This window comes from Enterobacter sp. 241F3 (assembly GCF_034106785.1).
GTDB lineage: Bacteria > Pseudomonadota > Gammaproteobacteria > Enterobacterales > Enterobacteriaceae > Enterobacter > Enterobacter vonholyi.
Window position 1 is genome coordinate 33263 of the sequence record NZ_JAWNDD010000006.1, and the last position, 25365, is coordinate 58627.

Genomic DNA, 25365 nt, shown 5'->3' on the forward strand with positions numbered 1-25365 from the left:
CTCGCGGCGCCGAATGAGGAAATGAGTCAATGAGTATGGTTGATACTGCCCCGGGTAAGATTCAGGTTCGTGATTTGAACTTCTACTACGGCAAATTCCATGCCCTGAAGAACATCAACCTGGATATCGCGAAGAACCAGGTCACGGCATTTATCGGTCCGTCCGGCTGTGGGAAATCCACGCTGCTGCGTACCTTTAACAAAATGTATTCGCTCTATCCGGAGCAGCGCGCTGAAGGGGAAATCATCCTCGATGGCGAAAATATTCTGACCCAGGCTCAGGATATCGCCCTGCTGCGCGCGAAAGTGGGGATGGTGTTCCAGAAACCCACGCCGTTCCCGATGTCCATTTATGACAACATCGCCTTTGGCGTTCGCCTGTTTGAAAAGCTCTCCCGCGCCGATATGGACGAGCGCGTGCAGTGGGCTTTGACCAAGGCCGCATTATGGAACGAAACCAAAGATAAGTTGCACCAGAGCGGTTACTCTCTCTCCGGTGGTCAGCAGCAGCGTCTGTGCATTGCGCGTGGTATTGCGATTCGCCCGGAAGTGTTGCTGCTGGATGAACCGTGTTCAGCGCTGGACCCGATCTCAACCGGTCGTATTGAAGAACTGATCACCGAGCTGAAGCAGGATTACACCGTGGTTATCGTGACCCATAACATGCAGCAGGCTGCACGTTGCTCCGATCACACGGCGTTTATGTACCTGGGTGAATTGATTGAGTTCAGCAACACGGACGATCTCTTCACTAAGCCCGCGAAGAAACAAACCGAAGATTATATTACTGGCCGCTACGGTTGATTTGCCTTAGTGCATGTGGAGAAACCATGGACAACCTCAATCTTAATAAACACATTTCCGGCCAGTTCAACGCAGAGCTGGAAAGCATTCGCACCCAGGTGATGACCATGGGCGGTATGGTCGAGCAGCAGCTTTCTGATGCGATTACGGCGATGCACAACCAGGACAGCGAGCTGGCGAAACGCGTCATTGAAGGCGACAAAAACGTCAACATGATGGAAGTCGCTATCGACGAGGCCTGCGTGCGTATTATCGCGAAACGTCAGCCGACGGCGAGCGACCTGCGTCTGGTGATGGCCATTATCAAAACCATCGCCGAGCTGGAACGTATTGGCGACGTTGCGGATAAAATCTGCCGCACCGCGCTGGAGAAGTTCTCTCAGCAGCACCAGCCGCTGCTGGTGAGCCTGGAGTCGCTGGGCCGCCACACCGTGCAGATGCTTCATGACGTGCTGGATGCCTTTGCGCGAATGGATCTTGACGAAGCGGTGCGTATCTACCGTGAAGATAAAAAGGTCGATCAGGAGTATGAAGGCATCGTGCGTCAGCTGATGACTTACATGATGGAAGATTCCCGTACGATCCCAAGCGTACTGACCGCCCTGTTCTGCGCGCGCTCCATCGAGCGTATCGGCGACCGCTGCCAGAACATTTGCGAATACATTTTCTACTTCGTGAAAGGTCAGGACTTCCGTCACGTGGGCGGCGACGAGCTGGACAAGCTGCTGGCGGGTAAAGATCCGAAAGAGTAATCCTGTCATCTGATAACAACGCCGGTACTCACCGGCGTTGTTATTTCTAGTGTAATCACAATTTTCCCCTTCATCCGTTGCCTGACGTTCGAAACGCGCTAACGTGAGACGAAAAAAACAGCAAAGGATGGGATATGAAAAATTCATTAGCGTGCCTGGCGGTGGCCATCAGCATCGGGATCGGTACTGGAACAGACGTTATTGCCGCACCGTTGCCGGTCACACCTGACCAGACTACCCCGGTCAGCCACTATGTGACCCAGGTTAATGCGGATAAAAGCATTACGTTTCGCCTGTTTGCACCCGGCGCAACGCGAGTCTCCGTGGTGACGGGGTCAATGCCTGAAAGCCAGGTTTCCCATGATATGACGAAAGAGAACAATGGCGTCTGGTCATGGAAAAGCGAGCCGATGGCCCCGAATCTCTACGAATATTATTTCGACATCGATGGTTTCCGTTCAGTCGACACGGGAAGCCGCTATCAAAAACCTCAGAGGCAGGTGAACACCAGCCTGATTCTGGTTCCGGGCAGTATTCTCGACGATCGCGCCGTACCGCATGGCGATCTCACCACCCTGACCTGGCACTCGCCGTCGCTCAGGTCAGAGCGCCGCGTCTATGTATGGACTCCCCCTGGCTACAACGGCACAGGGGAACCCTTACCGGTGCTCTACTTCTACCATGGTTTTGGGGATACCGGGCTCTCGGCCATCGACCAGGTCCGTCTGCCGCAAATCATGGATAACCTGATGGCCGAGGGGAAAATCAAACCGATGCTGGTGGTGGTACCCGACACCGAGACGGAGAGCGCTGAGGCCATCCCCGAGAACTTCCCACCGGCAGAACGACGGAAGTCTTTCTACCCGCTCAATGCGAAAGCCGCAGACCGTGAACTGATGAGCGAGATTATTCCGCTGGTGGATACACGCTTCAACGTGCGTAAAGATGCTGACGGCCGGGCGCTGGCGGGGTTGTCACAGGGCGGTTATCAGGCGCTGGTCTCCGGGATGAATCATCTGGAGAACTTCGGCTGGCTGGGAACGTTCAGCGGCGTTACCACAACAACCGTACCTGACGAAGGCGTGGCCGCACGCTTTAAGCAGCCGGAGGCCATTAACCGGCAGCTGCATAACTTCACCGTCGTTGTCGGCGAGCGCGATTCAGTGACCGGCAAAGATATCGCCGGTCTGAAAGCGGAGCTGGAAAAACAGGGCATCAAATTCGACTATAAGATGTACCCCGGTCTGAATCACGAAATGGACGTCTGGCGTCCGGCCTATGCTGAGTTTGTTCAAAAGCTCTTCAGATAAACCTGTCGCCCTCCCTGCAGGGAGGGGCAACTTAACGCGTAATATGCCACCCGCGAGCCTTCCACAGCGCGGGTAGCTGCGCCAGATCGGTGAAGGTCGTGACTTTTGGATGATCGATCGGCTTGTTGTGCGGGTCGGCGCAGAAGTAAAACACCTCCATTCCCGCATCAATCCCCGACTGCGCGCCCGCAGACGAGTCATCCACCAGAATGCAGTTCTCTACGTTAACGTTCATCGCTTTTGCCGCATGGAACATCAGCGCCGGGTCCGGCTTCCAGCGCTGGATATCGTAGCCGCTGAACAGTTTTTCCGGGAAGTGGTGCAGCATCTCAAGCTTGCCCAGCGAGTGCTGCATTTTGCTGACCGGACCGTTGGAGACCACGCAGATCGGCACCGTCATGGCATCCAGCAGCGCGTTTGCGCCCGGAATCACCTCCAGCTCCGAATCGAACAGGCGTGCAACCTCGGCGCGGTACACCGGTTCCAGAGCCGCCTTCTCAAGAACGACGCCGTGTTCTTCGTTAATGATGTCGATGATCTCGTAGAGCTTCACGCCCTTAAAGCGTTTAAACACCTCTTCGAGTTCCAGAGTAATGCCAAATTCCTGGAACATGGTGACATACGCGCGGGAACAAATGACCTCACTGTCGACCAGCGTACCGTCGCAGTCGAAAAATACCGCTTCAATTCCGGACATGCCTTTCCCTTTTAACAAGTTTAACGTTTACGTACGGCGGTTCACCGGGACGCAATCGTTGCCGTATAAGCAAAATCAATGAAAAAAGTATCACGTAACCGCCACTATTGTCGCATTTTGGTATAGGATAGCGACGAATTTTCCCTCCTTGTTCGGAAATTGATGATGAGTCAACAACACACTACCCAGACATCTGGTCAGGGTCTGCTTGAGCGCGTTTTTAAACTGCGCGAGCACGGCACAACGGCACGCACCGAAGTGATCGCAGGTTTCACCACCTTCCTGACGATGGTCTATATCGTTTTTGTGAACCCACAAATTCTGGGCGTTGCTGGCATGGATACCAGCGCCGTCTTTGTAACCACCTGCCTGATCGCCGCCCTTGGCAGCATTCTGATGGGTGTATTCGCTAACCTGCCGGTTGCATTGGCACCGGCGATGGGCCTGAATGCGTTCTTCGCGTTTGTGGTTGTTCAGGCGATGGGTCTGCCTTGGCAGGTGGGCATGGGCGCTATCTTCTGGGGCGCGGTTGGCCTGCTGCTGCTGACCATTTTCCGCGTACGTTACTGGATGATTGCAAACATTCCCGTGAGCCTGCGCGTGGGCATTACCAGCGGTATCGGTCTGTTCATCGGTATGATGGGGCTGAAAAACGCGGGTGTTATCGTGGCGAACCCGGATACGCTGGTGAGCATCGGTCACCTGACCTCGCATAACGTGCTGCTGGGCGTGCTGGGCTTCTTTATCATCGCGATCCTCGCTTCCCGCAATATTCACGCGGCAGTGCTGGTGTCCATCGTGGTGACCACGCTGCTGGGCTGGATTCTGGGCGACGTTCACTATAACGGCATCGTTTCCGCGCCACCGAGCGTTTCTACTGTTGTTGGTCATGTTGATCTGGCGGGTTCCCTGAACCTGGGCCTGGCGGGCGTGATTTTCTCCTTCATGCTGGTGAATCTGTTCGACTCCTCCGGTACGCTGATCGGCGTGACCGACAAAGCGGGTCTGGCAGATGAGAAAGGCAAATTCCCGCGCATGAAGCAGGCGCTGTTTGTGGACAGTATCTCCTCCGTGACCGGCTCATTTATCGGGACCTCGTCTGTTACCGCTTACATTGAATCCTCTTCCGGCGTGTCCGTAGGCGGCCGTACCGGCCTGACGGCGGTTGTGGTGGGTATTCTGTTCCTGCTGGTGATCTTCCTCTCGCCACTGGCGGGCATGGTGCCTCCGTACGCGGCGGCCGGCGCGCTGATCTATGTGGGGGTGCTGATGACCTCCAGCCTGTCTCGCGTGAAGTGGGATGATTTAACCGAAGCGGTGCCGGCGTTTATTACCGCCGTGATGATGCCGTTCAGCTTCTCGATTACCGAAGGTATCGCGCTGGGCTTTATTTCTTACTGCGTAATGAAGATCGGTACCGGCCGCTTCCGCGACCTCAGCCCTTGCGTCATCATTGTGGCGCTGCTGTTTGTGCTGAAGATTGTGTTTATTGACGCGCACTAAGGTGCGGTTTGTGGTGTCAGGTGGCGCTTCGCTTACCTGACCTACTGACGAGTGTAGGCCCGGTAAGCGCTAGCGCCACCGGGCTTTTTATCAGGCTTTTACCCGCTTAATATAATCCCCGAACGCCGTCAGCTGGCCAGAGAGATGGTCGCGCGTGCTCTGATCCACCACTTCACCCGTTTGCGGGTCGACTTTGTTCTGAATCACTCCGCCCATAAATTCCGGCTTGTTCATCACCATCGCATCCAGGAATACCAGGATCTGACGCAGATGATACTGGCAGCGAGCGCCGCCAATCGCGCCCATTGAGCTGGTCTGGATCAGCACCGGTTTGCCTGACAGAGGCTGTTCAGGTAAACGGGACAGCCAGTCGATGGCATTCTTCAGGCCACCCGGAACCGAGTAGTTATATTCCGGCGTGACGATGACCACGCCGTCAGCCTGGCGGATCTGCTCTGCCAGCGCCTCGACGCTCTGCGGGAACCCTTCTTCCTGCTGGACGTCCGCATCATACAGCGGAATATCGCCAATAGACGGCAGGGCGCTAATTTCCATACCTGCCGGTGCCAGCTGTGGCAGCGTGCGGGCAACCATCCCGTTAAATGAACCTTTGCGCAGGCTTCCCAGTAACGTAACTACTTTCAACGTATCAGACATGATTACTCCTGTTTCATCATGATGACCCTGATTGGATCAGCTAAGGGTGAATGCTTTTTCTGTCGGTAAACTGGTTAAACGCATCAGGCGTGCGGCGGGCTCGTTGGCGCGCTCGGGCACATCAGGAAGGCTACGCCATCCCTGTTGACTGTCAAATTCCCAGATTTTCATGCGTTCAATGGCAGGGGTAACCGCAATGGACCAAATGAGCACATCCTCTGCGTCACTGAGTGCCTCCACCAGCGTGGCCTGGGCGGCACGCAGACGTCCGGAACCAGGCAACAGCTGCAGCAAGCTGGCGTCGTCTGAGGCGCATCCGCAGAGCTTACGAATGCTCTGGCGCAGGGTAATGAGCTGGGCTCGGGCTTCGACAGGATCGTTCTGGTTGCGTACCCACAGCTTCTCATTGCTGGAGAGCGGATAGTCTTCATGTGCGTTACCGCCATGGAAGCTGCGCGTTGCGCGCTGAAGTTCCATATCGAGCCCACAATCCCCTTCGGTGGTCAGCGCGACGCCAATGATATTGCCCGCGTAGGCAATCGAAAAACGAGGGAGATCCGGGTCGGCAAAGACCGGGCGGCCTTCGGGTTGGGTAATGATGTCCGGCAGCTCGCTGGTGCCGTACAGCATAAACAGCAGTTCTGCGAGAAGTGCTCTGGACGCTAAAAACCGCGTCCTCCGGTGTTCCGGGAGATCGAGTGCTTCACGGTGACAGGCTGAAGAAATTCTTGCCGATACGAGACGTCCTTCCGTAAGTATCCCTCTTGCAAAGTGCGTAGCCATTTTTCGCTCCTTGATAATGGTCGTAATCGGTTAAACGGTTACATGATTATCGCTTAACTTGACTCCTGTTTTAATCAGTAAATGGGAGTAAGAGAAGCCTTAGGACCGAACTTTACATTTTCTTAGGCAAAAATTGGATCGCTCGCACCGTACAGCGCCTTGATGGTTTCCCGCAACCATAGAATTTTCGGATTATGGCTGTTCCGTTTATGCCAGATCAGCGTGAAGGGAACGGTGAGCTTTTCAGCCTGCGCTTCGTCAATGGGAATAGGAAGCGCGATCAGCTTCCGCTGGTGGAGTTGATTGTAGTGATGGCAGTAGTGCGGAGCCGTGGCGATATAGCTATGACCGGGCTGCGCTGCCATAAACATCGACTGCTCAAAGCCCGGCACGCTCATGGCAATGTTTCTCTCCCGACCCATCTCCTTTAGCACTTCGTCCAGTGCCCAGGTGTCGCTGCGTTCCCAGAAGATGCTGATGTGAGGGTAGCGCAGAAAGGTCTCGAGGTTCCATTCATCCTGTAGCGCGGGGTGATCCTCACGCAGATACACGCACGGACGGTCGCTGAACAGGATCTCATAGTCGATGAACCACGGCATTAGCTTCAGCAATTCACGCGATCGCGGGTGTGTTTCGCGTCCGGTGAATCCCAGGTCCACCTCTCCACGCGTAATGGCGTCCAGAGAGTCGTAATCCCAGTGGCGCATTTTCACCGTAGCCTGCGGATAGCGCTGGTTCACCTGCTCCAGCAGGGCATTGAAGCGGATCAGTATCAACGGCGTTTCCGCGGCCAGCACGAACGTCAGCCCGCCCGGAGAATCATGGTGGAATTTATCGAGGATCTGGTTGCCGATTTGCATCCAGTCAGCCAGATCCTGCTCAAGACTCACCGTCAGCGGCGTCGGCAGCAGCCCTAGCGGCGTTTTAACAAACAGCGGGTCTTCGAACCAGTCGCGCAGTTTGGCCAGCGATTTGCTTACCGCCGACGGCGTCACGTTCATCCGCTTTGCCGCTTTGGTGACGCTGCGCTCCTGCAGCAAAAGCTGCAGGCACAGCAACAGGTTAAGATCGAGACTGCTGATGGGCTTCTTCATAGTGCGCCGCGGGCTGGATGACCATAAGTAAGGTAATGCAGAGTATGCTACAGCCAATCAGAACCCCGATCAGCATATTCAGCGCGTTAAGCCCGATGACCGCCGCCAGCCAAATCCACAGCGACGAGCCGCAGACCTGCGCGATCCCCAGTACCGAGCTTGCCACGCCTGCCCGCAGCGAAAATGGGCCAAGCGCCTGGCTCATCGCCACGCCAAAGCCAACCGAGAACCCGGCACAAATCAGCGTAATACCCGCCAGCATGACCGCATGTGAGCTGGTGGTCGCCAGGATCGCGCCGGCGGCGAGGAATAAAACCTGTGAGGTCAGCATCAATGTGCGCTGGCTGAAAACATTTAGCGCAAACGGCGTCGAAAACGAAACGGCCATACTGACCATCGCGGTTAATGCCATCACCGTTGAATACTGACCGCGATCGAAGCCCATGGTCTCCATCAGCAAAACCGGGGAAACGTTTACATAGGTCAGGATCACCGCCACGCTTAACGTGGTCACGGCCAGACGGCTGAGGAAAAAGCGGTTGAGGAGCTTCTCTGCCGGGTGAATGGTTGCGGTATGGCCGGTATTCTGCGAGCCTGGGTGGGTCTCTTTCAGCACGGCAATTGACAGGACAAACACCAGCACGCCCATCGCCGCCATGGTCCAGAACAGGCTCTGCCAGGGGAATTTCAGCATGATGAGATAGCCCACAACCGGGGCTAGCACCGGGATGATGCAGGTAATGCCGTTCAGCATCGACAGCACTTTGGCGCGACGCTGGGCGCTTAAGGTGTCGCGTAAAATGGCAAACGCCACCACGTAGCAACCGCCCGCCCCGATGCCCTGGATAAAGCGCCCGGTCAGAAACACGGTGCTGTTTTGCGCCTGTGAGCAGAGAAGGGACGCCAGGGCAAAAACGATGGCACCGGAGATAGCGACAGGCTGACGGCCTGCCTTATCCGCGATCTTTCCGGCAAACACCATCGACGACGCCATCCCCGCGAGGTAGGCCGAAAACGCGATGTGCAGCTGCGCTTCGCTGGCGCCCAGATCGCTGGCGATATGCGGTAATCCCACCAGATACATATCAATACCGGACGGATAAAGCAGAACTAATGCGAAACTACAAAACAGAAAACGCGCCATAAACCCCCCATAGATGCAGGCATGCAGGATAGGGGGTGAAAAGGGATTAGGCGAGTTGCCATTTGGACAATGGTGATTTCCCAGGAGGAAATCACCATGGATTAGCGGGAATTATTTACCAATACAAAAGCTTGAGAAGATCCGTCCCAGCAAATCGTCCGAGGTAAACTCCCCGGTGATCTCGCTCAGATTCTGCTGCGCCAGACGCAGCTCTTCCGCCAGCAGTTCACCCGCCCACGCGCCGATCAGCTGCGCTTTACCCTGGACAAGGTGGTTAGCCGCCTCTTCCAGCGCCTGCAGGTGACGGCGACGCGCCAGGAAGCCGCCTTCCATGCTGGTGTCAAAGCCCATGCTCTGTTTGAGATGATTGCGCAGGTCGTCCACGCCCTCACCGGTACGCGCCGACAGGCGGATTAGTGAGTGACCATTCACATCGCTGATGCCCAGCGTTTCGCCAGTCACGTCTGCCTTATTACGTACCACGGTGATCGGCAGTTTGGTCGGCAGGCGGGCAATAAAGTCCGGCCAGATCTCTGCCGGGTCAACGGCGTCGGTCGTGGTGCCGTCCACCATAAACAGCACGCGGTCGGCCTGCTCGATCTCCTGCCAGGCGCGTTCGATACCGATGCGCTCAACCTCGTCGCTGGCATCGCGCAGACCGGCGGTGTCGATGATGTGCAGCGGCATGCCGTCGATGTGGATGTGCTCGCGAAGCACGTCGCGAGTGGTACCGGCAATGTCGGTCACAATTGCCGCTTCACGGCCCGCCAGGGCGTTCAGCAGGCTCGATTTGCCGGCGTTAGGACGTCCTGCAATCACTACCTTCATCCCTTCGCGCAGCAGGCTGCCCTGGCGCGCTTCGGCGCGAACGGCGTCGAGATCGCTCATCACCTGGTTGAGCTGGGCTTCGATTTTACCGTCAGAGAGGAAGTCGATCTCCTCATCCGGGAAGTCGATAGCCGCTTCCACGTAGATGCGCAGGTGAGTAAGTGCTTCCACAAGGTGATTCACACGCGCGGAGAATGCCCCCTGCAGCGAGTTCAGGGCGGAGCGGGCCGCCTGTTCAGAACTGGCGTCGATCAGGTCAGCAATGGCCTCAGCCTGCGCCAGGTCGAGCTTGTCGTTGAGGAAGGCACGTTCGGAGAACTCGCCCGGCTTCGCAATGCGCAGGCCCGGCAGGGTCAGGATCCGTTTTAACAGCAGGTCGAGGATTACCGGGCCGCCGTGGCCCTGCAGCTCCAGCACGTCTTCACCGGTGAAGGAGTTAGGGCCGGGGAACCACAGCGCAATGCCCTGGTCCAGCGGCGTGCCGTCGGTATCTTTAAACGGCAGGTAATCAGCGTAGCGCGGCTTTGGCAGTTTACCCAGCACCGCTTCGGCCACCTCGCGCGCCTTCAGGCCGGAGATGCGCAGAATGCCTACACCACCGCGTCCCGGTGGGGTTGCCTGGGCGACGATAGTGTCGTTATGGCTCATGGTTGCTCTCGTTCAATACAAATAAAAAAGGCGGTCAATCGACCGCCCTTATTTTAGCGTTAACTTATCGGATCAGGACTTTTTCTTTTCGCGGCTATGCAGGCCACGTTTTTCCAGACCACGGTAAATCAGCTGCTGCTGGATGATGGTCACCAGGTTGCTGACGATATAGTACAGCACCAGACCTGACGGGAACCACAGGAAGAACACGGTGAAGATGACCGGCATAAAGGTCATGATCTTCTGCTGCATCGGGTCGGTCACGGTGGTCGGCGACATCTTCTGGATGAAGAACATCGTCACGCCCATCAGGATCGGCAGGATGTAGTACGGGTCCTGTGCGGACAGGTCATGGATCCACAGAGCGAACGGCGCGTGGCGCAGCTCAACGGAACCCATCAGCATGTAGTACAGCGCAAGGAAGATTGGCATCTGAATCAGCAGCGGGAAGCAGCCACCCAGTGGGTTCACTTTCTCTGCTTTGTACAGGGCCATCATTTCCTGGCTCTGACGCTGTTTGTCATCGCCCAGACGCTCACGCATTGCCTGAATCTTCGGCTGCAGCATGCGCATCTTCGCCATGGAGGTGTACTGCGCTTTAGTCAGCGGGTACATGATGCCACGAACGATGAAGGTGATAACGATGATGGAGAAGCCCCAGTTACCCAGGAAGCTGTGGATGAACTTCAGCAGCTTAAACAGCGGCTGAGAGATGAACCACAACCAACCGTAATCCACGGTCAGATCCAGGTGCGGCGCAACAGCGGCCATTTTGTCCTGAATTTCCGGGCCGACCCACAGGGTGCTTGCCAGCTTACCGGTTTGACCCGGCTGTACCAGAACCGGCTGAGATTTGTAGCCGATGGCTGCAATACCGTTGCCCAGGTTCGCGGTATAGAAGTTGTTGGTACCGTCGTTATTTGGCACCCACGCAGTGGCGAAATACTGCTGCAGCATTGCCACCCAACCGCCTTTAGCGCTGACGTTCAGGTTTTCGTTATCGGCAATGGTGTCGAATTTGTATTTCTCATACTTCGCGTCTGGCGTGGAGTACGCCGCGCCACGGAAGGTATGCAGCGCAAAGTTGCTGCTTCCGGTGTCACGGTGAGACGGCAGATTGATGGACTGCTTCAGCTGGCCAAAGGTGGACAGTTCCAGCGGTTTCGCACTGGCGTTCTGTACGCTGTAGCCCACGTTCACCGCATACTCACCGCGTTTCAGGGTGAAGGTTTTGGTGAAGGTGTTGCCTGCGGCGTCGGTATAGGTCATCGGGATAACGAGTTCGTTCTGGCCATCAGCCAGCACAAAGGTGTCATTCTCGACGGTATACAGTGGACGCGCACCGTTAGCCGGGTTATCCGGGCCATCACGACCGGTCAGGCCGCTCTGCGCCTGGTAGATAAACTCAGGCGTGGTTTCCAGTAACTGGAACGGTTCGTTAGACTTCAGCTCTTTCGGGTAGGTCAACAGCAGCGCCTGCTCAACATCACCACCACGGGTGTTGATTGTCAGCTCAAGCACATCGGTCTTAACCGTAATCTGTTTCCCCTGGCCACTGGCCGGTACGCCCTGGTCGGCGGCGCTACCCGCTGCGGTGGTCGTAGTCTGCGTGGTCTGCTGCTGGGGTTGAGGATTTTTATCCTGCTCCCATGCCTGCCAGATCATGAAAGACACGAACAACAAAGCGATGATAAGAAGATTGCGTTGCGAATCCATCGTTAGTGTTCTCTGGTATCAAAGGGTCCTGGAGGGACGGGGTCGTCTCCACCGGGGTGTAAAGGGTGGCATTTTAATACGCGTTTCACCGTCAACCAACTGCCTTTTATCACTCCAAACCTGCGCAATGCCTCAATTCCGTAGCTTGAGCATGTTGGTGTGAAACGGCAGTGCGGCCCGAGTAGCGGACTAATCAGGCGTTGATAGACCCGAATGAGGGCTATCAGGACCCGTGAGCCAGGCGACAGTGGCGGCGCCATAATTTTTCCAACGCTTCCGAGAGAGCACGGTTATCGAGGTCGGCAACCCCCTTTTTAGCCACCACCACGAAATCCATTGAAGGCAGTTCGTGCTGACGTAAACGGAAGCTTTCACGCGTCAGACGTTTAATCCGATTGCGTTCATGCGCACGCTTAACATTTTTCTTGGCGACTGTGAGACCGATGCGGGGATGCCCCAGCGAATTTTGGCGGCCGAGGATGGTGATTTGCGGCGTGCCAGCCCGTAGTGGCTGCTGGAAGACGAAAGTGAAATGAGCGGGAGTTAACAAACGTAACTCCCTGGGAAATGCTAGCTTAACCACTCAGGGGTTAGCTTTATTACTTGGAAACGGTCAGACGAGCGCGGCCTTTAGCACGACGACGTGCCAGAACCTGACGACCATTTTTAGTAGCCATACGAGCACGGAAGCCGTGAGAACGGTTGCGCTTCAGTACAGACGGTTGAAAAGTGCGTTTCATGGCGATTTCTACCTAAACTTGAATAAATTCACTGACTTTTGCGTATACCCGAACGAGTTTCGAACGACTAACGCCTCAGCGTGGGTGATTAAAGAGGCCGGATTGTAATAATTGTACACTCCGGAGTCAATTCTCTTTCCTTATTTCCCGCGTATTTCCGCACGTTTTCGCGTGGAAAATGAGCAACGGACGACGCAGGAAGATGAGCATCACGCGCCGGGTCGAGGATTATACGGGCTCACCGACAAAGCGCAAGGATCGTCCCGGATCTTCGTTAGATCATTTAAGCAATAAATTGTCTGTGCTCATTAATTTTTCCAATATGCGGACTAAATCGCGGGGCACTCGCGCCAGGATCGTTTACACTTACCCGGTTCTGGATCTTCCTGTGGATAAATCGGGAAGAATCTGTGAGAAACAGAAGATCTCTGGCTCAGTTTAAGCTATGATCCGCGGTCCCGATCGGGATCCCAGGATCCTGGTCAGGATAAATTGCAGATAGCAATTCGCACGTCCCCCTTTACACAGGGTCATGTCGATGTGCGCCAACAATCATGAATATTCAATAGTTTTCTTTTATTGTTCGAGTGGAGTCCGCCGTGTCACTTTCGCTTTGGCAGCAGTGTCTTGCCCGATTGCAGGATGAGTTACCAGCCACAGAATTCAGTATGTGGATCCGCCCGTTGCAGGCGGAACTGAGCGATAACACGCTGGCTTTGTATGCGCCAAACCGTTTTGTGCTCGATTGGGTAAGGGACAAGTACCTTAATAACATCAATGGACTGCTAAACGATTTCTGTGGGTCAGATGCCCCGCAGCTGCGCTTTGAAGTGGGCACAAAGCCGGTCACCCAAACCGTACGTGAAACCGTGAACGTCGCAGCACCTGCTCAGGCCGCTCCTGCTCCGGCCCCTCGCGTCGCACCCGCTCGTCAGGGCTGGGATAATGTCCCTGCACCGGCTGAGCCAACCTACCGCTCTAACGTTAACGTGAAACACACGTTCGATAACTTCGTTGAAGGTAAATCGAACCAGCTGGCGCGCGCGGCGGCTCGTCAGGTTGCTGATAATCCCGGTGGAGCCTACAACCCGCTGTTTCTTTATGGCGGCACGGGTCTGGGTAAAACGCACCTGCTGCATGCGGTGGGCAACGGCATTATGGCGCGCAAGCCCAATGCAAAAGTGGTGTATATGCACTCCGAACGCTTCGTTCAGGACATGGTAAAAGCCCTGCAAAACAATGCGATCGAAGAGTTTAAACGCTACTATCGTTCCGTTGACGCGCTGCTGATCGATGACATCCAGTTCTTTGCCAATAAAGAACGATCGCAGGAAGAGTTTTTCCACACCTTCAATGCCCTGCTGGAAGGCAATCAGCAGATCATTTTGACCTCGGATCGTTACCCAAAAGAGATCAACGGCGTTGAAGATCGTCTGAAATCCCGCTTCGGCTGGGGCCTGACCGTGGCGATCGAGCCACCGGAACTGGAAACCCGCGTCGCGATCCTGATGAAGAAAGCCGATGAAAACGACATTCGCCTGCCGGGTGAAGTGGCGTTCTTCATTGCCAAGCGTCTGCGCTCCAACGTCCGTGAGCTGGAGGGGGCACTGAACCGCGTTATCGCCAATGCCAACTTCACCGGTCGTGCGATCACCATCGATTTTGTGCGTGAAGCGCTGCGCGATTTGCTGGCATTGCAGGAAAAACTGGTCACTATCGACAATATTCAAAAGACGGTGGCTGAGTACTACAAGATCAAAGTGGCAGATTTACTGTCTAAACGTCGTTCCCGCTCGGTGGCGCGTCCGCGTCAGATGGCGATGGCGCTGGCAAAGGAGTTAACCAACCACAGTCTGCCGGAAATTGGGGATGCGTTTGGTGGCCGTGACCATACGACCGTGCTGCACGCTTGTCGCAAGATTGAGCAGTTACGCGAAGAAAGCCACGACATAAAAGAAGATTTTTCCAATCTAATCAGAACATTATCATCGTGACGCTATGAAATTTACCGTTGAACGTGAACATTTATTAAAACCGCTGCAACAGGTGAGTGGCCCATTAGGCGGTCGCCCAACGCTGCCTATTCTCGGAAACCTGCTGCTTCAGGTCGCGGACGGTACGCTGTCGCTGACCGGTACAGATCTGGAAATGGAAATGATCGCGCGCGTTACGCTGACGCAGCCGCACGACGCGGGCGCGACCACGGTTCCGGCACGTAAATTCTTTGATATCTGCCGCGGGCTGCCGGAAGGCGCTGAAATCGCCGTGCAGCTGGAAGGCGACCGTATGCTGGTGCGTTCTGGCCGCAGCCGTTTCTCGCTCTCCACGCTGCCAGCAGCGGACTTCCCGAACCTGGACGACTGGCAGAGCGAAGTTGAATTCACCCTGCCTCAGGCGACGATGAAGCGTCTGATTGAAGCCACGCAGTTTTCCATGGCGCATCAGGACGTTCGTTACTACTTAAACGGCATGCTGTTCGAAACCGAAGGTGAAGAGCTGCGTACCGTGGCAACCGACGGCCACCGTCTGGCGGTCTGTTCTATGCCGATTGGCGACTCACTGCCAAACCATTCGGTGATCGTGCCGCGTAAAGGGGTGATTGAGCTGATGCGTATGCTCGACGGTGGCGACACGCCGCTGCGCGTGCAGATCGGCAGCAACAACATCCGTGCACACGTGGGTGATTTTGTCTTCACGTCTAAGCTGGTTGACGGCCGTTTCCCGGATTATCGCCGCGTATTGCCGAAGAATCCGGACAAAACGCTGGAAGCAGGCTGCGATAGCCTCAAGCAGGCGTTTGCACGTGCGGCCATTCTCTCTAACGAGAAATTCCGCGGCGTGCGCCTGTACGTGAGTGAAAACCAGATCAAAATCACCGCCAACAACCCGGAGCAGGAAGAGGCAGAAGAGATTCTGGACGTCACCTACGCCGGGGCTGAGATGGAAATCGGCTTCAACGTTAGCTACGTGCTGGATGTGCTGAATGCGCTGAAATGTGAGAACGTGCGCATCCTGCTGACCGACTCCGTTTCGAGCGTACAGATTGAAGATGCCGCATCACAGTCGGCTGCCTATGTTGTCATGCCAATGAGACTGTAATGTCGCTCACCCGTCTGTTGATCCGCGACTTTCGCAATATCGAAAGCGCGGATCTCGCTTTATCCCCCGGCTTTAACTTCCTGGTTGGCGCGAACGGCAGCGGCAAAACCAGCGTGCTGGAAGCCATCTATACGCTCGGCCACGGCCGGGCGTTTCGCAGTTTGCAGATTGGTCGCGTTATTCGCCACGAGCAGGAATCCTTTGTTCTGCACGGGCGTTTGCAGGGCGAGGAGCGGGAGACCGCCATCGGCCTGACCAAAGACAAGCAGGGCGACAGCAAGGTGCGCATCGACGGCACTGACGGCCATAAAGTGGCGGAGCTGGCGCTGCTGATGCCGATGCAGCTGATAACGCCCGAGGGGTTTACTTTACTCAACGGCGGCCCCAAATACAGAAGAGCGTTCCTTGACTGGGGATGCTTTCACAACGAAGCCGGATTCTTTAACGCCTGGAGCAACCTGAAGCGTCTGCTCAAGCAGCGTAACGCCGCGCTGCGCCAGGTGACGCGCTACGCCCAGCTGCGTCCGTGGGACATGGAGTTAATCCCTCTTGCGGAACAGATTAGCCGCTGGCGTGCCGAATACAGCGCTGGTATCGCCGAAGACATGGCCGACACCTGCAAACAGTTTTTACCTGAATTCTCTCTCACCTTCTCCTTCCAGCGCGGCTGGGAGAAAGAGACGGACTATGCCGAGGTGTTAGAGAGAAGCTTCGAGCGCGACCGCATGTTGACCTATACCGCGCACGGCCCGCACAAGGCGGATTTCCGCATTCGTGCTGACGGTGCGCCAGTGGAAGACACGCTGTCGCGCGGGCAGCTCAAGCTCCTGATGTGTGCGCTGCGCCTGGCACAGGGAGAGTTTCTCACCCGCGAGAGCGGAAGACGCTGCCTGTACCTGATAGATGATTTTGCCTCGGAACTTGACGACGCGCGGCGCGGGCTGCTTGCCAGCCGCTTAAAAGCCACGCAGTCGCAGGTTTTCGTTAGCGCGATAAGCGCTGAACACGTTATAGACATGTCGGACGAAAATTCGAAGATGTTTACCGTGGAAAAGGGTAAAATAACGGATTAACCCAAGTTGAAATGAGCGAGAAACGTTGATGTCGAATTCTTATGACTCCTCCAGTATCAAAGTCCTGAAAGGGCTGGATGCGGTGCGTAAGCGCCCGGGTATGTATATCGGCGACACGGATGACGGCACCGGTCTGCACCACATGGTATTCGAGGTGGTAGATAACGCTATCGACGAAGCGCTCGCGGGTCACTGTAAAGACATCGTGGTCACCATCCATGCGGACAACTCCGTCTCCGTCACCGATGACGGTCGTGGCATCCCAACCGGTATTCACCCGGAAGAGGGCGTCTCTGCGGCGGAAGTGATCATGACCGTCCTGCACGCAGGCGGTAAGTTCGACGATAACTCCTATAAAGTTTCCGGCGGCCTGCACGGCGTAGGTGTTTCGGTAGTAAACGCCCTGTCGCAGAAGCTGGAGCTGGTTATCCAGCGCGAAGGCAAAATCCACCGTCAGCTTTATACGCACGGCGTGCCGCAGGCACCGCTGGCCGTCACTGGCGACACCGACAAAACCGGTACCATGGTGCGTTTCTGGCCGAGCCTTGAAACCTTCACCAACGTCACCGAGTTTGAGTACGACATCCTGGCGAAACGCCTGCGTGAACTGTCGTTCCTGAACTCCGGCGTCTCGATTCGCCTGCGCGACAAGCGTGACAACAAAGAAGACCACTTCCACTACGAAGGCGGTATCAAGGCGTTCGTTGAGTATCTGAACAAGAACAAAACGCCTATTCACCCGAATATCTTCTACTTCTCCACCGAAAAAGACGGTATCGGCGTAGAAGTGGCGCTGCAGTGGAACGACGGTTTCCAGGAAAACATCTACTGCTTTACCAACAACATTCCACAGCGTGATGGTGGTACTCACCTTGCAGGCTTCCGTGCGGCGATGACCCGTACCCTGAACGCCTACATGGACAAAGAAGGCTACAGCAAGAAAGCGAAAGTCAGCGCCACCGGTGACGATGCCCGTGAAGGCCTGATTGCCGTGGTTTCCGTGAAGGTGCCGGATCCGAAGTTCTCCTCACAGACCAAAGACAAGCTGGTCTCCTCTGAGGTGAAATCGGCGGTTGAGCAGCAGATGAACGAACTGCTGAGCGAATACCTGCTGGAAAACCCGTCCGACGCGAAAATCGTGGTGGGCAAAATTATCGATGCGGCGCGTGCCCGTGAAGCGGCGCGTAAAGCGCGTGAAATGACCCGCCGTAAAGGCGCGCTGGACCTGGCAGGCCTGCCGGGCAAACTGGCTGACTGTCAGGAACGCGACCCGGCGCTGTCCGAACTGTACCTCGTGGAAGGGGACTCCGCGGGCGGTTCTGCGAAGCAGGGCCGTAACCGTAAGAACCAGGCGATTCTGCCGCTGAAGGGTAAAATCCTCAACGTTGAGAAAGCCCGTTTCGACAAGATGCTCTCTTCTCAGGAAGTGGCGACCCTCATCACCGCGCTGGGCTGCGGCATTGGCCGTGACGAGTACAACCCGGACAAACTGCGCTACCACAGCATCATCATCATGACCGATGCGGACGTCGACGGCTCGCACATTCGTACGCTGCTGTTGACCTTCTTCTATCGTCAGATGCCTGAAATCGTTGAGCGTGGCCACGTCTACATTGCCCAGCCGCCGCTGTACAAAGTGAAGAAAGGCAAGCAGGAACAGTACATCAAAGACGACGAAGCGATGGATCAGTACCAAATCGCAATCGCGCTTGATGGCGCGACCCTGCACGCGAACTCGCACGCCCCTGCACTGGCCGGTGAGCCGCTGGAGCGTCTGGTGTCCGAGTTCAACGCCACGCAGAAAATGATTACGCGTATGGAACGCCGTTATCCGAAAACGCTGCTGAAGGAGCTGGTTTATCAGCCAACCCTGACCGAAGCCGATCTGAGCAACGAGCAGACCGTCACTCGCTGGGTGAACGCCCTGGTGACCGATCTCAACGAAAAAGAGCAGCACGGCAGCCAGTGGAAATGCGATGTTCAGCAGAATGCCGATCAGCAGTTCGAGCCGATCGTTCGCGTGCGTACTCACGGCGTCGACACCGACTACCCGCTGGAGCACGAGTTTGTGACCGGTCCGGAATACCGTCGTATCTGCACGCTAGGCGAGAAGCTGCGCGGTCTGATTGAAGACGATGCGTTCATCGAACGTGGCGAACGTCGTCAGCCGGTAGCCAGCTTCGAGCAGGCGCTGGACTGGCTGGTGAAAGAGTCCCGTCGCGGCCTCGCGATCCAGCGCTATAAAGGTCTGGGCGAAATGAACCCGGAGCAGCTGTGGGAAACCACCATGGATCCGGAAAGCCGCCGCATGCTGCGCGTTACCGTTAAGGACGCGATTGCTGCAGACCAGCTGTTCACCACCCTGATGGGCGATGCGGTTGAACCACGTCGTGCCTTCATCGAAGAGAACGCCCTGAAAGCGGCAAATATCGATATTTAATCGACGTTATACCGCACGATAACTGGCCGCGCGTTTAGCGCGGCTTTTTTATGGGCGCAGGCATATCCAGCGACATCACGAACGGTAAACGGCTCGCCAGCGTGTCTATGGCCATTCTTACCCTCAGCGGCAGGTGCGGCGTCTGCTGCCAGACAGCATGGACGTCAAAATGGACATCCGGCGCCTGCTTCAGGAGCGGGACGAGTTTTCCCTGATGGATTTCTTTAACGGCCATCCAGCAGGGGAGCCAGGCAATGCCGTGCCCGGTCAGCGCCGCGTCGCAGATCGCCTGCAAATCATCCATATTGAGTGATGACCGGGGTGTAAAGGTGTGTGACGTTCCTTCGTTATCCATCAGCTGCCAGGACAACACTCTGCCTGCGCTCAAATAGTTGATGGCCGTATGCTGGGATAAATCATTAACGCTTTGTGGCTGGCCTTTCTTCAGCAGATACTCCGGCGTGGCGCACAGCACCATGCGGTGTTCTCCCAGCTTTCTGGCGACCAGCACGCTGCTGTCCTGCAGCGTGCCGTTACGCACCGCCATATCAAACCCTTCCTCCACCAGATCCACCACGCGGTCGCTGAACGACATTTCAAGCTCAAGCCCGGGGTGTTCCTGCGCCAGTTCAATCAACAGCGGCGCGACGCACTGGCGGCCAAAGAGTACCGGCATGGCAACGCGCAGGCGGCCGCTGACCTGCTGTTTCCCCGTTTCAAGCAGCGACTCTGCGCCCCGAATCTCCTCCAGCGCGCGCAGGCAGCGTTCATAAAAAAGGGCGCCGTTATCGGTCAGCCTCTGGCTGCGGGTGGTGCGCTGAAAGAGCCGTACTCCAAGGCGTTCCTCTAGGCGAGCAATGCTTTTTCCCACCGCCGAGCGCGACAGGTGCAGGCGAACTGCGGCCTGTGCAAAGCTTCCTGCCTCAACGGCAGCGACAAAAACAGGAATATCTTTCAGCGTATCGGTCATGGATTGTATCCATTCAGGCATCAATAAAGAGAAAACTTATCGCCACTGGAGATCATAAGTCAACGGTAGACTGTCAGGACCAAAGCTTACTTGATGGCCGGAGAAAAAAATGACCGAGACAATGCAACGCTGGACGATGAGCGCCCTCGGGCGCGAGAGCCTTACGCTTATTCAGGAGCCCATTCCACAGCCCGGTCCGGGTGAAGTGCGCGTAAGGGTGAATGCCGTCGCGCTCAACTATCGCGACAAAATGGTGATTGAAGGCACGATGCCGATTCCGCTTTCCTTCCCGTTTACCCCGGCGTCTGACATGGCGGGCGTCGTCGACAGCATTGGTGAAGGAGTCACGCGTTTCCAGCCAGGCGCCCGCGTCATCTCAACCTTCTTCCCGGAGTGGATCGACGGTAAACCGCAGGCTGACGCGCGCAATTTGCCCTATAAAACGTCCGGCGGATACTTCCAGGGAATGCTGGCCGAGTACGTGATTGTGAAGGAAGACGCGCTGGCGGCCTCCCCGGAGACCCTGGATGACGCCGAGGCCAGCACCTTACCCTGCGCAGGGCTTACCGCCTGGTTTGCGCTGGTGGAACGCGGTCAGCTGCGCGCCGGGCAATCGGTGCTGGTACAGGGAACGGGCGGCGTGGCGATTTTCGCCCTGCAAATTGCCAAAGCGCACGGCGCGGAGGTGTTTGTCACCTCGGGGAGCGATGAAAAACTGGCGCTGGCCAAAACGCTGGGGGCCAGCCAGGGCATCAACCGTCTGAAAGGCGACTGGGCTGAAAATACGCTGGCGCTGACTCAGGATCGCGGCATCGACCATATTATTGAAACCGTGGGCGGAGAGAACCTGAAGCATTCCCTGCGCGCCGTTGCCGTTCATGGACGCATATCGGTCATTGGCGTGCTGGCCGGGTCTGACATTTCGCTCTCTGCTGGCGAACTGTTGCTGAAATCTCCCGTCATTCAGGGGATCGGCGTAGGCCACCGCAGGGCGCTGGAAGATTTCGTTCGCGCTGTTGACGTCACGGGACTGAAGCCGGTGATTGAGCATCGCTACCGCTTTAACGAGCTTGAACAGGCACTTGAACATCTGGATCGCGGCGCGTTCGGTAAAATCGTTCTCACCCGCGAGTAAGCCTTTGTTCCCCGGAATAAACGTAAAAGGGGTGTTCCTGTTGCGCAATGTAGCTCTATTTTTGTGTGCTTAATCGCGTTAGCATGAGGCAGCACTCATTTATCCCGGGGAACTCATGGCTATCAAACTCATTGCAATCGATATGGACGGCACGCTGCTGTTGCCGGACCACACCATTTCTCCAGCTGTTAAAAACGCGATCGCCGCGGCGCGCGCAAAGGGCGTGAATGTGGTTCTGACCACGGGGCGTCCGTATGCGGGCGTGCACAGCTACCTGAAAGAGCTGCACATGAATCAGCCTGGCGACTACTGCATCACCTATAACGGCGCGCTGGTACAGAAAGCCGCGGATGGCAGTACGGTTGCGCAAACCGCGCTGAGCTACGATGACTACCTGTTCCTGGAAAAACTGTCCCGTGAGGTGGGTTCCCACTTCCACGCCCTCGATCGCAATACGCTTTACACCGCCAACCGTGATATCAGCTACTACACGGTACATGAATCCTACGTTGCGACCATTCCGCTGGTGTTCTGTGAAGCCGAGAAAATGGATCCCGCGACCCAGTTCCTGAAAGTGATGATGATCGACGAGCCGAAGATCCTGGATAAGGCGATTGCACGCATTCCGGCCGAGGTGAAAGAGAAATACACCGTGCTGAAAAGTGCGCCGTACTTCCTCGAAATCCTCGATAAACGCGTCAATAAAGGCACCGGCGTTAAATCGCTGGCCGACGCGCTGGGCATTAAGCCGGATGAAATCATGGCGCTGGGCGATCAGGAAAACGACATCGCGATGATTGAATATGCGGGCATGGGCGTGGCGATGGAAAACGCTATTCCGTCGGTGAAAGAAGTGGCTAATTTTGTCACCAAATCCAATCTCGAAGACGGCGTGGCCTACGCGATTGAGAAGTTTGTGCTGAACTAAACACCCGCTTGCTATACCCTGATGCGATAACTGTGCATCAGGGTATCCTCATGAAACAAATCACCTTCGCTTCCCGCAACCACCAGCTGACCAACATCAATACCTGGACGCCGGACAGCCAGTGGCTGGTCTATGACGTGCGCCCGTCAGGTGCGTCGTTCACCGGTGAAACCATCGAGCGGGTCAACGTCGGCACGGGTGAGGTGGAGGTGGTTTATCGCGCCACTGACGGCGCGCACGTCGGCGTGGTGACCGTTCATCCCGCGCAGGAGAAATACGTGTTTATCCACGGTCCGAAAAATCCGGATGCAGACTGGCACTACGATTTTCATCATCGTCAGGGGGTGATTGCGCATCACGGCCAGTTGAGCAACCTGGACGCGATGGATATCACTTCGCCGTACACTCCTGGCGCGCTGCGCGGCGGAAGCCACGTCCATGTCTTCAGCCCGAACGGCCTGCTCGTCAGCTTTACCTATAACGACCACGTGCTGCACGTGCGCGATCCTAAACTTGATTTACGCAACGTCGGCGTGGCGGCGCCTTTCGGTCCGGTAAACCCGCAGGGGAACCATCCCCGTGAATATTCGGGAACCTTCTGGAGCGTACTGGTTAGCCGCACGACGCCCAATCCGCAGCCGGGCAGCGACGAGATTAACCGCGCTTACGAAGAGGGCTGGGTGGGCAACGACAGGCTGGCGTTTATCGGCGATACCCTGTCTGCAACGGGCGAGAAAGTGCCTGAACTTTTTATTGTTAATCTGCCCGAAGACGAGCAGGGCTGGAAGCGTGCGGGCGATGCGCCGCTACAGGGCACGACGGATACCCTGCCAGCGCCGCCAGCGGGAGTAGAGCAGCGTCGTTTAACCTTTACGCATCAGAGGGCGTATCCGGGTCTGGTAAACGTGCCGCGTCACTGGGTTCGCAGTAATCCGCAGGGGACACAGATTGCGTTTCTGATGCGGGATGATAACGGCATTGTGCAGCTGTGGCTGATCTCGCCGGAGGGCGGCGAGCCGCGCCAGTTGACGCGAAACGGAAGCGATATTCAGTCTGCATTTAACTGGCATCCTTCCGGCGATCGTTTGGGGTTTGTGCTCGAAAATAGGATCGCGTGCTGCGACGCACAGACCGGAGAGGTGACGTTTTTGACGTCCGATCACGGCAATCCGCCATCTGCTGATGCGGTCGTGTTTTCTCCGGACGGACGCGTTATTGCATGGATGGAAGAGACAGCCGGTTTCCGTCAGCTTTGGGTAACGGAAACCGCGCAGCGCTAGCGTGGAGGCATGTCAGCGGGCGGGATGACGGCGTTTGTCGCCAGATTCTCCTGCTCGCTTTTTTCTACCCGTGAGCGTACGGAGTTGTCCTTACGAAACATATCCCACGGCAGCAGAAGCGTATCCGCCACGGCCGTAAACGGCATATCGAGGATTACCAGGGATTTTGTGCCCCAGTTTGTATCGTCATCGGAGAGCATCGTCGCGCTGGCTCGCGTCCCCGGATATGTTCCTTCTTTACCGCCGGTGTGAGACATCACGCTCGAACACCCGCAAAGTAAAACAACCCCGCTGAACGTCGTCAGCTTTATCAGAACATTTTTCATCATCACTCAGTCATCGTTAATGGCACTGCATAGACCTTCAACTCAGGGTTATAGCGAGCCTTATCCAAAATGGATAGCCCGATAACCCCGCACTGTGGCAGCCATCGCAATTTAACCCTTTGTGCTGTTGTCCCAGTCTAAGCGAGATGCAGGAAAGTGCAAAAAAAAGTGCAGGTGTCGATCTTGAAAAGGCCGATTGCAGACCCATTTTAATCATGTGGCCCGATAACGAACTCGCCTGATGGGTGTTCGGGGGCGCAAAGGCCTGTCCATGGTGGAAGGCTTCAACTTCTCGCTGATTTCAGGAGTTTTATTTATGCGTAACTTCGATCTTTCTCCGCTCTACCGTTCTGCAATTGGTTTTGACCGCCTGTTTAATCATTTAGAAAATAACCAAAGCCAGAGCAACGGCTACCCTCCATACAATGTTGAGCTGGTTGACGAAAACCACTACCGCATCGCCATTGCCGTCGCCGGTTTTGCAGAAAACGAACTGGAAATCACCGCTCAGGACAACCTGCTGGTGGTGAAAGGTTCCCATACGGCCGAGCAGAAAGAACGTACCTACCTTTATCAGGGCATCGCCGAGCGCAACTTTGAACGCAAGTTCCAGTTAGCCGAGAACATTCACGTGAAAGGCGCGAACCTGGTCAACGGCCTGCTGTTTATCGAACTGGAACGTGTGATTCCGGAAGAGAAAAAACCGCGTCGTATCGAAATTAACTAATTATGCGGGTCGCGCGAGCGGCCCACCCGGACTTGCTTGCCGTAACGGGAGCATATGCGAATCCATGAGGATTTGCAGGAACAATTGTGCACAAAATTAAACTGTGCCGAACTCGCTTCTCAGAAGGAGATTTAGTATGCGTAACTACGATTTATCCCCCTTGCTTCGTCAGTGGATTGGTTTTGACAAACTGGCTAACGCCCTGCAAAACAACGCTGAACAACAGACGTTTCCGCCTTACAACATCGAAAAAAGCGACGATAACCATTATCGCATTACCCTTGCGCTGGCCGGTTTCCGCCAGGACGATCTGGACATCCAGCTTGAAGGCACGCGTCTGACCGTGAAAGGTACGCCGGAGAAACAAGAGACCGAGACCAAATGGCTGCATCAGGGGCTGGTTAATCAGCCGTTTAGCCTGAGCTTTACTCTGGCAGACCATATGGACGTCTCCGGCGCAACGTTTACCAACGGGCTGCTGCATATTGACCTGACCCGTAACGTGCCGGAAGCCATCGCGCCACAGCGTATCGCCATTAGCGACCGGCCGGCGTTAAACAGTTAATTGTGCGCGGGCTGGTGCCCTCACCCGACCCTCTCCCACAGGGAGAGGGTGAAAAGATAAAGCCCTGCCCCGGCAGGGCTTTTTTGTGCGCCATCGCCCATACAACCGCCCACGGCTCTGAGAGAATCCTTAGCATAACTAAGGTTA

Annotated in this window: 25 protein-coding genes and 1 other annotated feature; of the genes, 13 read left to right on the forward strand and 12 right to left on the reverse strand. The window is 56.0% G+C overall.

The genetic code is table 11. The features are described from left to right. Window positions 1-29: 29 nt before the first annotated feature. The 3 genes from pstB to UR504_RS15985 all read left to right on the forward strand — a co-directional run bounded on the left by pstB (window position 30) and on the right by UR504_RS15985 (window position 2865). Window positions 30-803: a phosphate ABC transporter ATP-binding protein PstB gene (pstB, locus tag UR504_RS15975; RefSeq protein WP_008500183.1), complete on the forward strand. Its 774-nt coding sequence runs from the start codon at window positions 30-32 to the stop codon at window positions 801-803. A gap of 26 nt (window positions 804-829) precedes the next feature. Next, window positions 830-1555: a phosphate signaling complex protein PhoU gene (phoU, locus tag UR504_RS15980; protein ID WP_008500182.1), complete on the forward strand. Its 726-nt coding sequence runs from the start codon at window positions 830-832 to the stop codon at window positions 1553-1555. A gap of 134 nt (window positions 1556-1689) precedes the next feature. Continuing rightward, entirely contained in the window at window positions 1690-2865 is a 1176-nt protein-coding gene (locus UR504_RS15985) for an esterase (protein ID WP_302237042.1), read from the forward strand. Window positions 2866-2896: 31 nt separating this feature from the next. Here the strand turns inward: UR504_RS15985 and yieH are convergent, their stop codons facing one another. Next, a complete protein-coding gene (gene yieH / locus UR504_RS15990) occupies window positions 2897-3562 on the reverse strand; it encodes a 6-phosphogluconate phosphatase (protein ID WP_302237044.1) in 666 nt (221 codons plus the stop codon). Window positions 3563-3727: 165 nt separating this feature from the next. Between yieH and adeP the strand changes: the two genes are divergently transcribed. Next, window positions 3728-5065: an adenine permease AdeP gene (gene adeP, locus UR504_RS15995; protein WP_302237046.1), complete on the forward strand. Its 1338-nt coding sequence runs from the start codon at window positions 3728-3730 to the stop codon at window positions 5063-5065. A gap of 90 nt (window positions 5066-5155) precedes the next feature. On the opposite strand, the gene UR504_RS16000 is transcribed toward adeP, so the two are convergent. The 9 genes from UR504_RS16000 to rpmH form a co-directional block, all read right to left on the reverse strand. Then, entirely contained in the window at window positions 5156-5722 is a 567-nt protein-coding gene (locus UR504_RS16000; RefSeq protein ID WP_014833835.1) for an NADPH-dependent FMN reductase, read from the reverse strand. A gap of 36 nt (window positions 5723-5758) precedes the next feature. After that, window positions 5759-6505 carry a 4'-phosphopantetheinyl transferase family protein gene (locus UR504_RS16005; protein WP_271369055.1) on the reverse strand — a complete coding sequence of 249 codons (747 nt, stop codon included), beginning with the start codon at window positions 6503-6505 and terminating at the stop codon, window positions 5759-5761. A 122-nt stretch (window positions 6506-6627) separates the two neighbouring features. Further along, the gene (gene yidZ / locus UR504_RS16010) at window positions 6628-7599 is read right to left on the reverse strand and encodes an HTH-type transcriptional regulator YidZ (protein ID WP_302237050.1); all 972 of its coding nucleotides are present in this window, start codon (window positions 7597-7599) and stop codon (window positions 6628-6630) included. Continuing rightward, window positions 7568-8743, reverse strand: coding sequence for an MFS transporter (locus UR504_RS16015; protein ID WP_302237052.1), 1176 nt, complete (start codon window positions 8741-8743; stop codon window positions 7568-7570). The genes yidZ and UR504_RS16015 overlap by 32 nt, the downstream gene beginning before the upstream one ends. Before the next feature lie 111 nt (window positions 8744-8854). Beyond that, window positions 8855-10219, reverse strand: a complete 1365-nt coding sequence (gene mnmE, locus UR504_RS16020) for a tRNA uridine-5-carboxymethylaminomethyl(34) synthesis GTPase MnmE (RefSeq protein WP_115876770.1) — start codon at window positions 10217-10219, stop codon at window positions 8855-8857. Between the two features lie 72 nt (window positions 10220-10291). Continuing rightward, window positions 10292-11935 (reverse strand): membrane protein insertase YidC, encoded by a 1644-nt coding sequence (gene yidC, locus UR504_RS16025; protein WP_115876769.1) that lies wholly within the window; start codon window positions 11933-11935, stop codon window positions 10292-10294. A gap of 2 nt (window positions 11936-11937) precedes the next feature. Next, complete coding sequence (yidD, locus tag UR504_RS16030; RefSeq protein WP_001307474.1) at window positions 11938-12195, reverse strand: membrane protein insertion efficiency factor YidD; 258 nt, start codon at window positions 12193-12195, stop codon at window positions 11938-11940. Beyond that, window positions 12159-12518, reverse strand: a complete 360-nt coding sequence (rnpA, locus tag UR504_RS16035) for a ribonuclease P protein component (protein ID WP_032640303.1) — start codon at window positions 12516-12518, stop codon at window positions 12159-12161. Before rnpA ends, yidD begins: the two co-directional genes overlap by 37 nt. A gap of 16 nt (window positions 12519-12534) precedes the next feature. Further along, the gene (rpmH, locus tag UR504_RS16040) at window positions 12535-12675 is read right to left on the reverse strand and encodes a 50S ribosomal protein L34 (protein WP_000831330.1); all 141 of its coding nucleotides are present in this window, start codon (window positions 12673-12675) and stop codon (window positions 12535-12537) included. A 599-nt stretch (window positions 12676-13274) separates the two neighbouring features. Between rpmH and dnaA the strand changes: the two genes are divergently transcribed. From dnaA to gyrB, 4 genes are read left to right on the forward strand one after another with little or no spacing between them, the layout of a single operon-like run. Then, entirely contained in the window at window positions 13275-14669 is a 1395-nt protein-coding gene (gene dnaA, locus UR504_RS16045; RefSeq protein WP_010426558.1) for a chromosomal replication initiator protein DnaA, read from the forward strand. Window positions 14670-14673: 4 nt separating this feature from the next. Next, window positions 14674-15774, forward strand: a complete 1101-nt coding sequence (gene dnaN, locus UR504_RS16050; protein WP_008500170.1) for a DNA polymerase III subunit beta — start codon at window positions 14674-14676, stop codon at window positions 15772-15774. Further along, entirely contained in the window at window positions 15774-16847 is a 1074-nt protein-coding gene (gene recF, locus UR504_RS16055; RefSeq protein WP_048030318.1) for a DNA replication/repair protein RecF, read from the forward strand. Before dnaN ends, recF begins: the two co-directional genes overlap by 1 nt. 28 nt (window positions 16848-16875) lie before the next feature. Continuing rightward, window positions 16876-19287, forward strand: coding sequence for a DNA topoisomerase (ATP-hydrolyzing) subunit B (gyrB, locus tag UR504_RS16060; protein WP_127729011.1), 2412 nt, complete (start codon window positions 16876-16878; stop codon window positions 19285-19287). A gap of 34 nt (window positions 19288-19321) precedes the next feature. Here gyrB and UR504_RS16065 read toward each other — a convergent pair whose 3' ends face one another. After that, window positions 19322-20257 (reverse strand): LysR family transcriptional regulator, encoded by a 936-nt coding sequence (locus UR504_RS16065; RefSeq protein ID WP_302237058.1) that lies wholly within the window; start codon window positions 20255-20257, stop codon window positions 19322-19324. Between the two features lie 109 nt (window positions 20258-20366). Between UR504_RS16065 and UR504_RS16070 the strand changes: the two genes are divergently transcribed. The 3 genes from UR504_RS16070 (at window position 20367) to UR504_RS16080 (ending at window position 23600) form a co-directional block, all read left to right on the forward strand. Further along, window positions 20367-21392 (forward strand): zinc-dependent alcohol dehydrogenase family protein, encoded by a 1026-nt coding sequence (locus tag UR504_RS16070; RefSeq protein WP_302237061.1) that lies wholly within the window; start codon window positions 20367-20369, stop codon window positions 21390-21392. Window positions 21393-21507: 115 nt separating this feature from the next. Further along, window positions 21508-22320 (forward strand): sugar-phosphatase, encoded by an 813-nt coding sequence (gene yidA, locus UR504_RS16075; RefSeq protein ID WP_302237063.1) that lies wholly within the window; start codon window positions 21508-21510, stop codon window positions 22318-22320. 50 nt (window positions 22321-22370) lie between these two features. Further along, a complete protein-coding gene (locus UR504_RS16080; RefSeq protein ID WP_302237065.1) occupies window positions 22371-23600 on the forward strand; it encodes a DUF3748 domain-containing protein in 1230 nt (409 codons plus the stop codon). On the opposite strand, the gene UR504_RS16085 is transcribed toward UR504_RS16080, so the two are convergent. Then, window positions 23597-23929: a YceK/YidQ family lipoprotein gene (locus tag UR504_RS16085; protein WP_096150942.1), complete on the reverse strand. Its 333-nt coding sequence runs from the start codon at window positions 23927-23929 to the stop codon at window positions 23597-23599. The genes UR504_RS16080 and UR504_RS16085 overlap by 4 nt on opposite strands. A 248-nt stretch (window positions 23930-24177) precedes the next feature. Continuing rightward, window positions 24178-24249 (forward strand) — a sequence feature (ROSE (Repression Of Heat Shock gene Expression) occurs in the 5'-region of heat shock genes and acts as an RNA thermometer to modulate expression.). Here UR504_RS16085 and ibpA point away from each other — a divergent pair. Both ibpA and ibpB read left to right on the forward strand, forming a co-directional pair. Further along, window positions 24243-24653, forward strand: coding sequence for a small heat shock chaperone IbpA (ibpA, locus tag UR504_RS16090; RefSeq protein WP_008500162.1), 411 nt, complete (start codon window positions 24243-24245; stop codon window positions 24651-24653). Its footprint overlaps the feature before it by 7 nt. A gap of 136 nt (window positions 24654-24789) precedes the next feature. Then, a complete protein-coding gene (gene ibpB, locus UR504_RS16095; RefSeq protein ID WP_302237071.1) occupies window positions 24790-25218 on the forward strand; it encodes a small heat shock chaperone IbpB in 429 nt (142 codons plus the stop codon). Window positions 25219-25365: the final 147 nt, after the last annotated feature.

Bases quoted from the DNA above. Each gene is read 5' to 3' on its own strand.
- pstB (WP_008500183.1), top strand. From the start codon at position 30: ATGAGTATGGTTGATACTGCCCCGGGTAAGATTCAGGTTCGTGATTTG.
- phoU (WP_008500182.1), top strand. From the start codon at position 830: ATGGACAACCTCAATCTTAATAAACACATTTCCGGCCAGTTCAACGCA.
- UR504_RS15985 (WP_302237042.1), top strand. From the start codon at position 1,690: ATGAAAAATTCATTAGCGTGCCTGGCGGTGGCCATCAGCATCGGGATC.
- yieH (WP_302237044.1), bottom strand. From the start codon at position 3,562: ATGTCCGGAATTGAAGCGGTATTTTTCGACTGCGACGGTACGCTGGTC.
- adeP (WP_302237046.1), top strand. From the start codon at position 3,728: ATGAGTCAACAACACACTACCCAGACATCTGGTCAGGGTCTGCTTGAG.
- UR504_RS16000 (WP_014833835.1), bottom strand. From the start codon at position 5,722: ATGTCTGATACGTTGAAAGTAGTTACGTTACTGGGAAGCCTGCGCAAA.
- UR504_RS16005 (WP_271369055.1), bottom strand. From the start codon at position 6,505: ATGGCTACGCACTTTGCAAGAGGGATACTTACGGAAGGACGTCTCGTA.
- yidZ (WP_302237050.1), bottom strand. From the start codon at position 7,599: ATGAAGAAGCCCATCAGCAGTCTCGATCTTAACCTGTTGCTGTGCCTG.
- UR504_RS16015 (WP_302237052.1), bottom strand. From the start codon at position 8,743: ATGGCGCGTTTTCTGTTTTGTAGTTTCGCATTAGTTCTGCTTTATCCG.
- mnmE (WP_115876770.1), bottom strand. From the start codon at position 10,219: ATGAGCCATAACGACACTATCGTCGCCCAGGCAACCCCACCGGGACGC.
- yidC (WP_115876769.1), bottom strand. From the start codon at position 11,935: ATGGATTCGCAACGCAATCTTCTTATCATCGCTTTGTTGTTCGTGTCT.
- yidD (WP_001307474.1), bottom strand. From the start codon at position 12,195: ATGGCGCCGCCACTGTCGCCTGGCTCACGGGTCCTGATAGCCCTCATT.
- rpmH (WP_000831330.1), bottom strand. From the start codon at position 12,675: ATGAAACGCACTTTTCAACCGTCTGTACTGAAGCGCAACCGTTCTCAC.
- dnaN (WP_008500170.1), top strand. From the start codon at position 14,674: ATGAAATTTACCGTTGAACGTGAACATTTATTAAAACCGCTGCAACAG.
- recF (WP_048030318.1), top strand. From the start codon at position 15,774: ATGTCGCTCACCCGTCTGTTGATCCGCGACTTTCGCAATATCGAAAGC.
- gyrB (WP_127729011.1), top strand. From the start codon at position 16,876: ATGTCGAATTCTTATGACTCCTCCAGTATCAAAGTCCTGAAAGGGCTG.
- UR504_RS16065 (WP_302237058.1), bottom strand. From the start codon at position 20,257: ATGACCGATACGCTGAAAGATATTCCTGTTTTTGTCGCTGCCGTTGAG.
- UR504_RS16070 (WP_302237061.1), top strand. From the start codon at position 20,367: ATGACCGAGACAATGCAACGCTGGACGATGAGCGCCCTCGGGCGCGAG.
- yidA (WP_302237063.1), top strand. From the start codon at position 21,508: ATGGCTATCAAACTCATTGCAATCGATATGGACGGCACGCTGCTGTTG.
- UR504_RS16080 (WP_302237065.1), top strand. From the start codon at position 22,371: ATGAAACAAATCACCTTCGCTTCCCGCAACCACCAGCTGACCAACATC.
- UR504_RS16085 (WP_096150942.1), bottom strand. From the start codon at position 23,929: ATGATGAAAAATGTTCTGATAAAGCTGACGACGTTCAGCGGGGTTGTT.
- ibpA (WP_008500162.1), top strand. From the start codon at position 24,243: ATGCGTAACTTCGATCTTTCTCCGCTCTACCGTTCTGCAATTGGTTTT.
- ibpB (WP_302237071.1), top strand. From the start codon at position 24,790: ATGCGTAACTACGATTTATCCCCCTTGCTTCGTCAGTGGATTGGTTTT.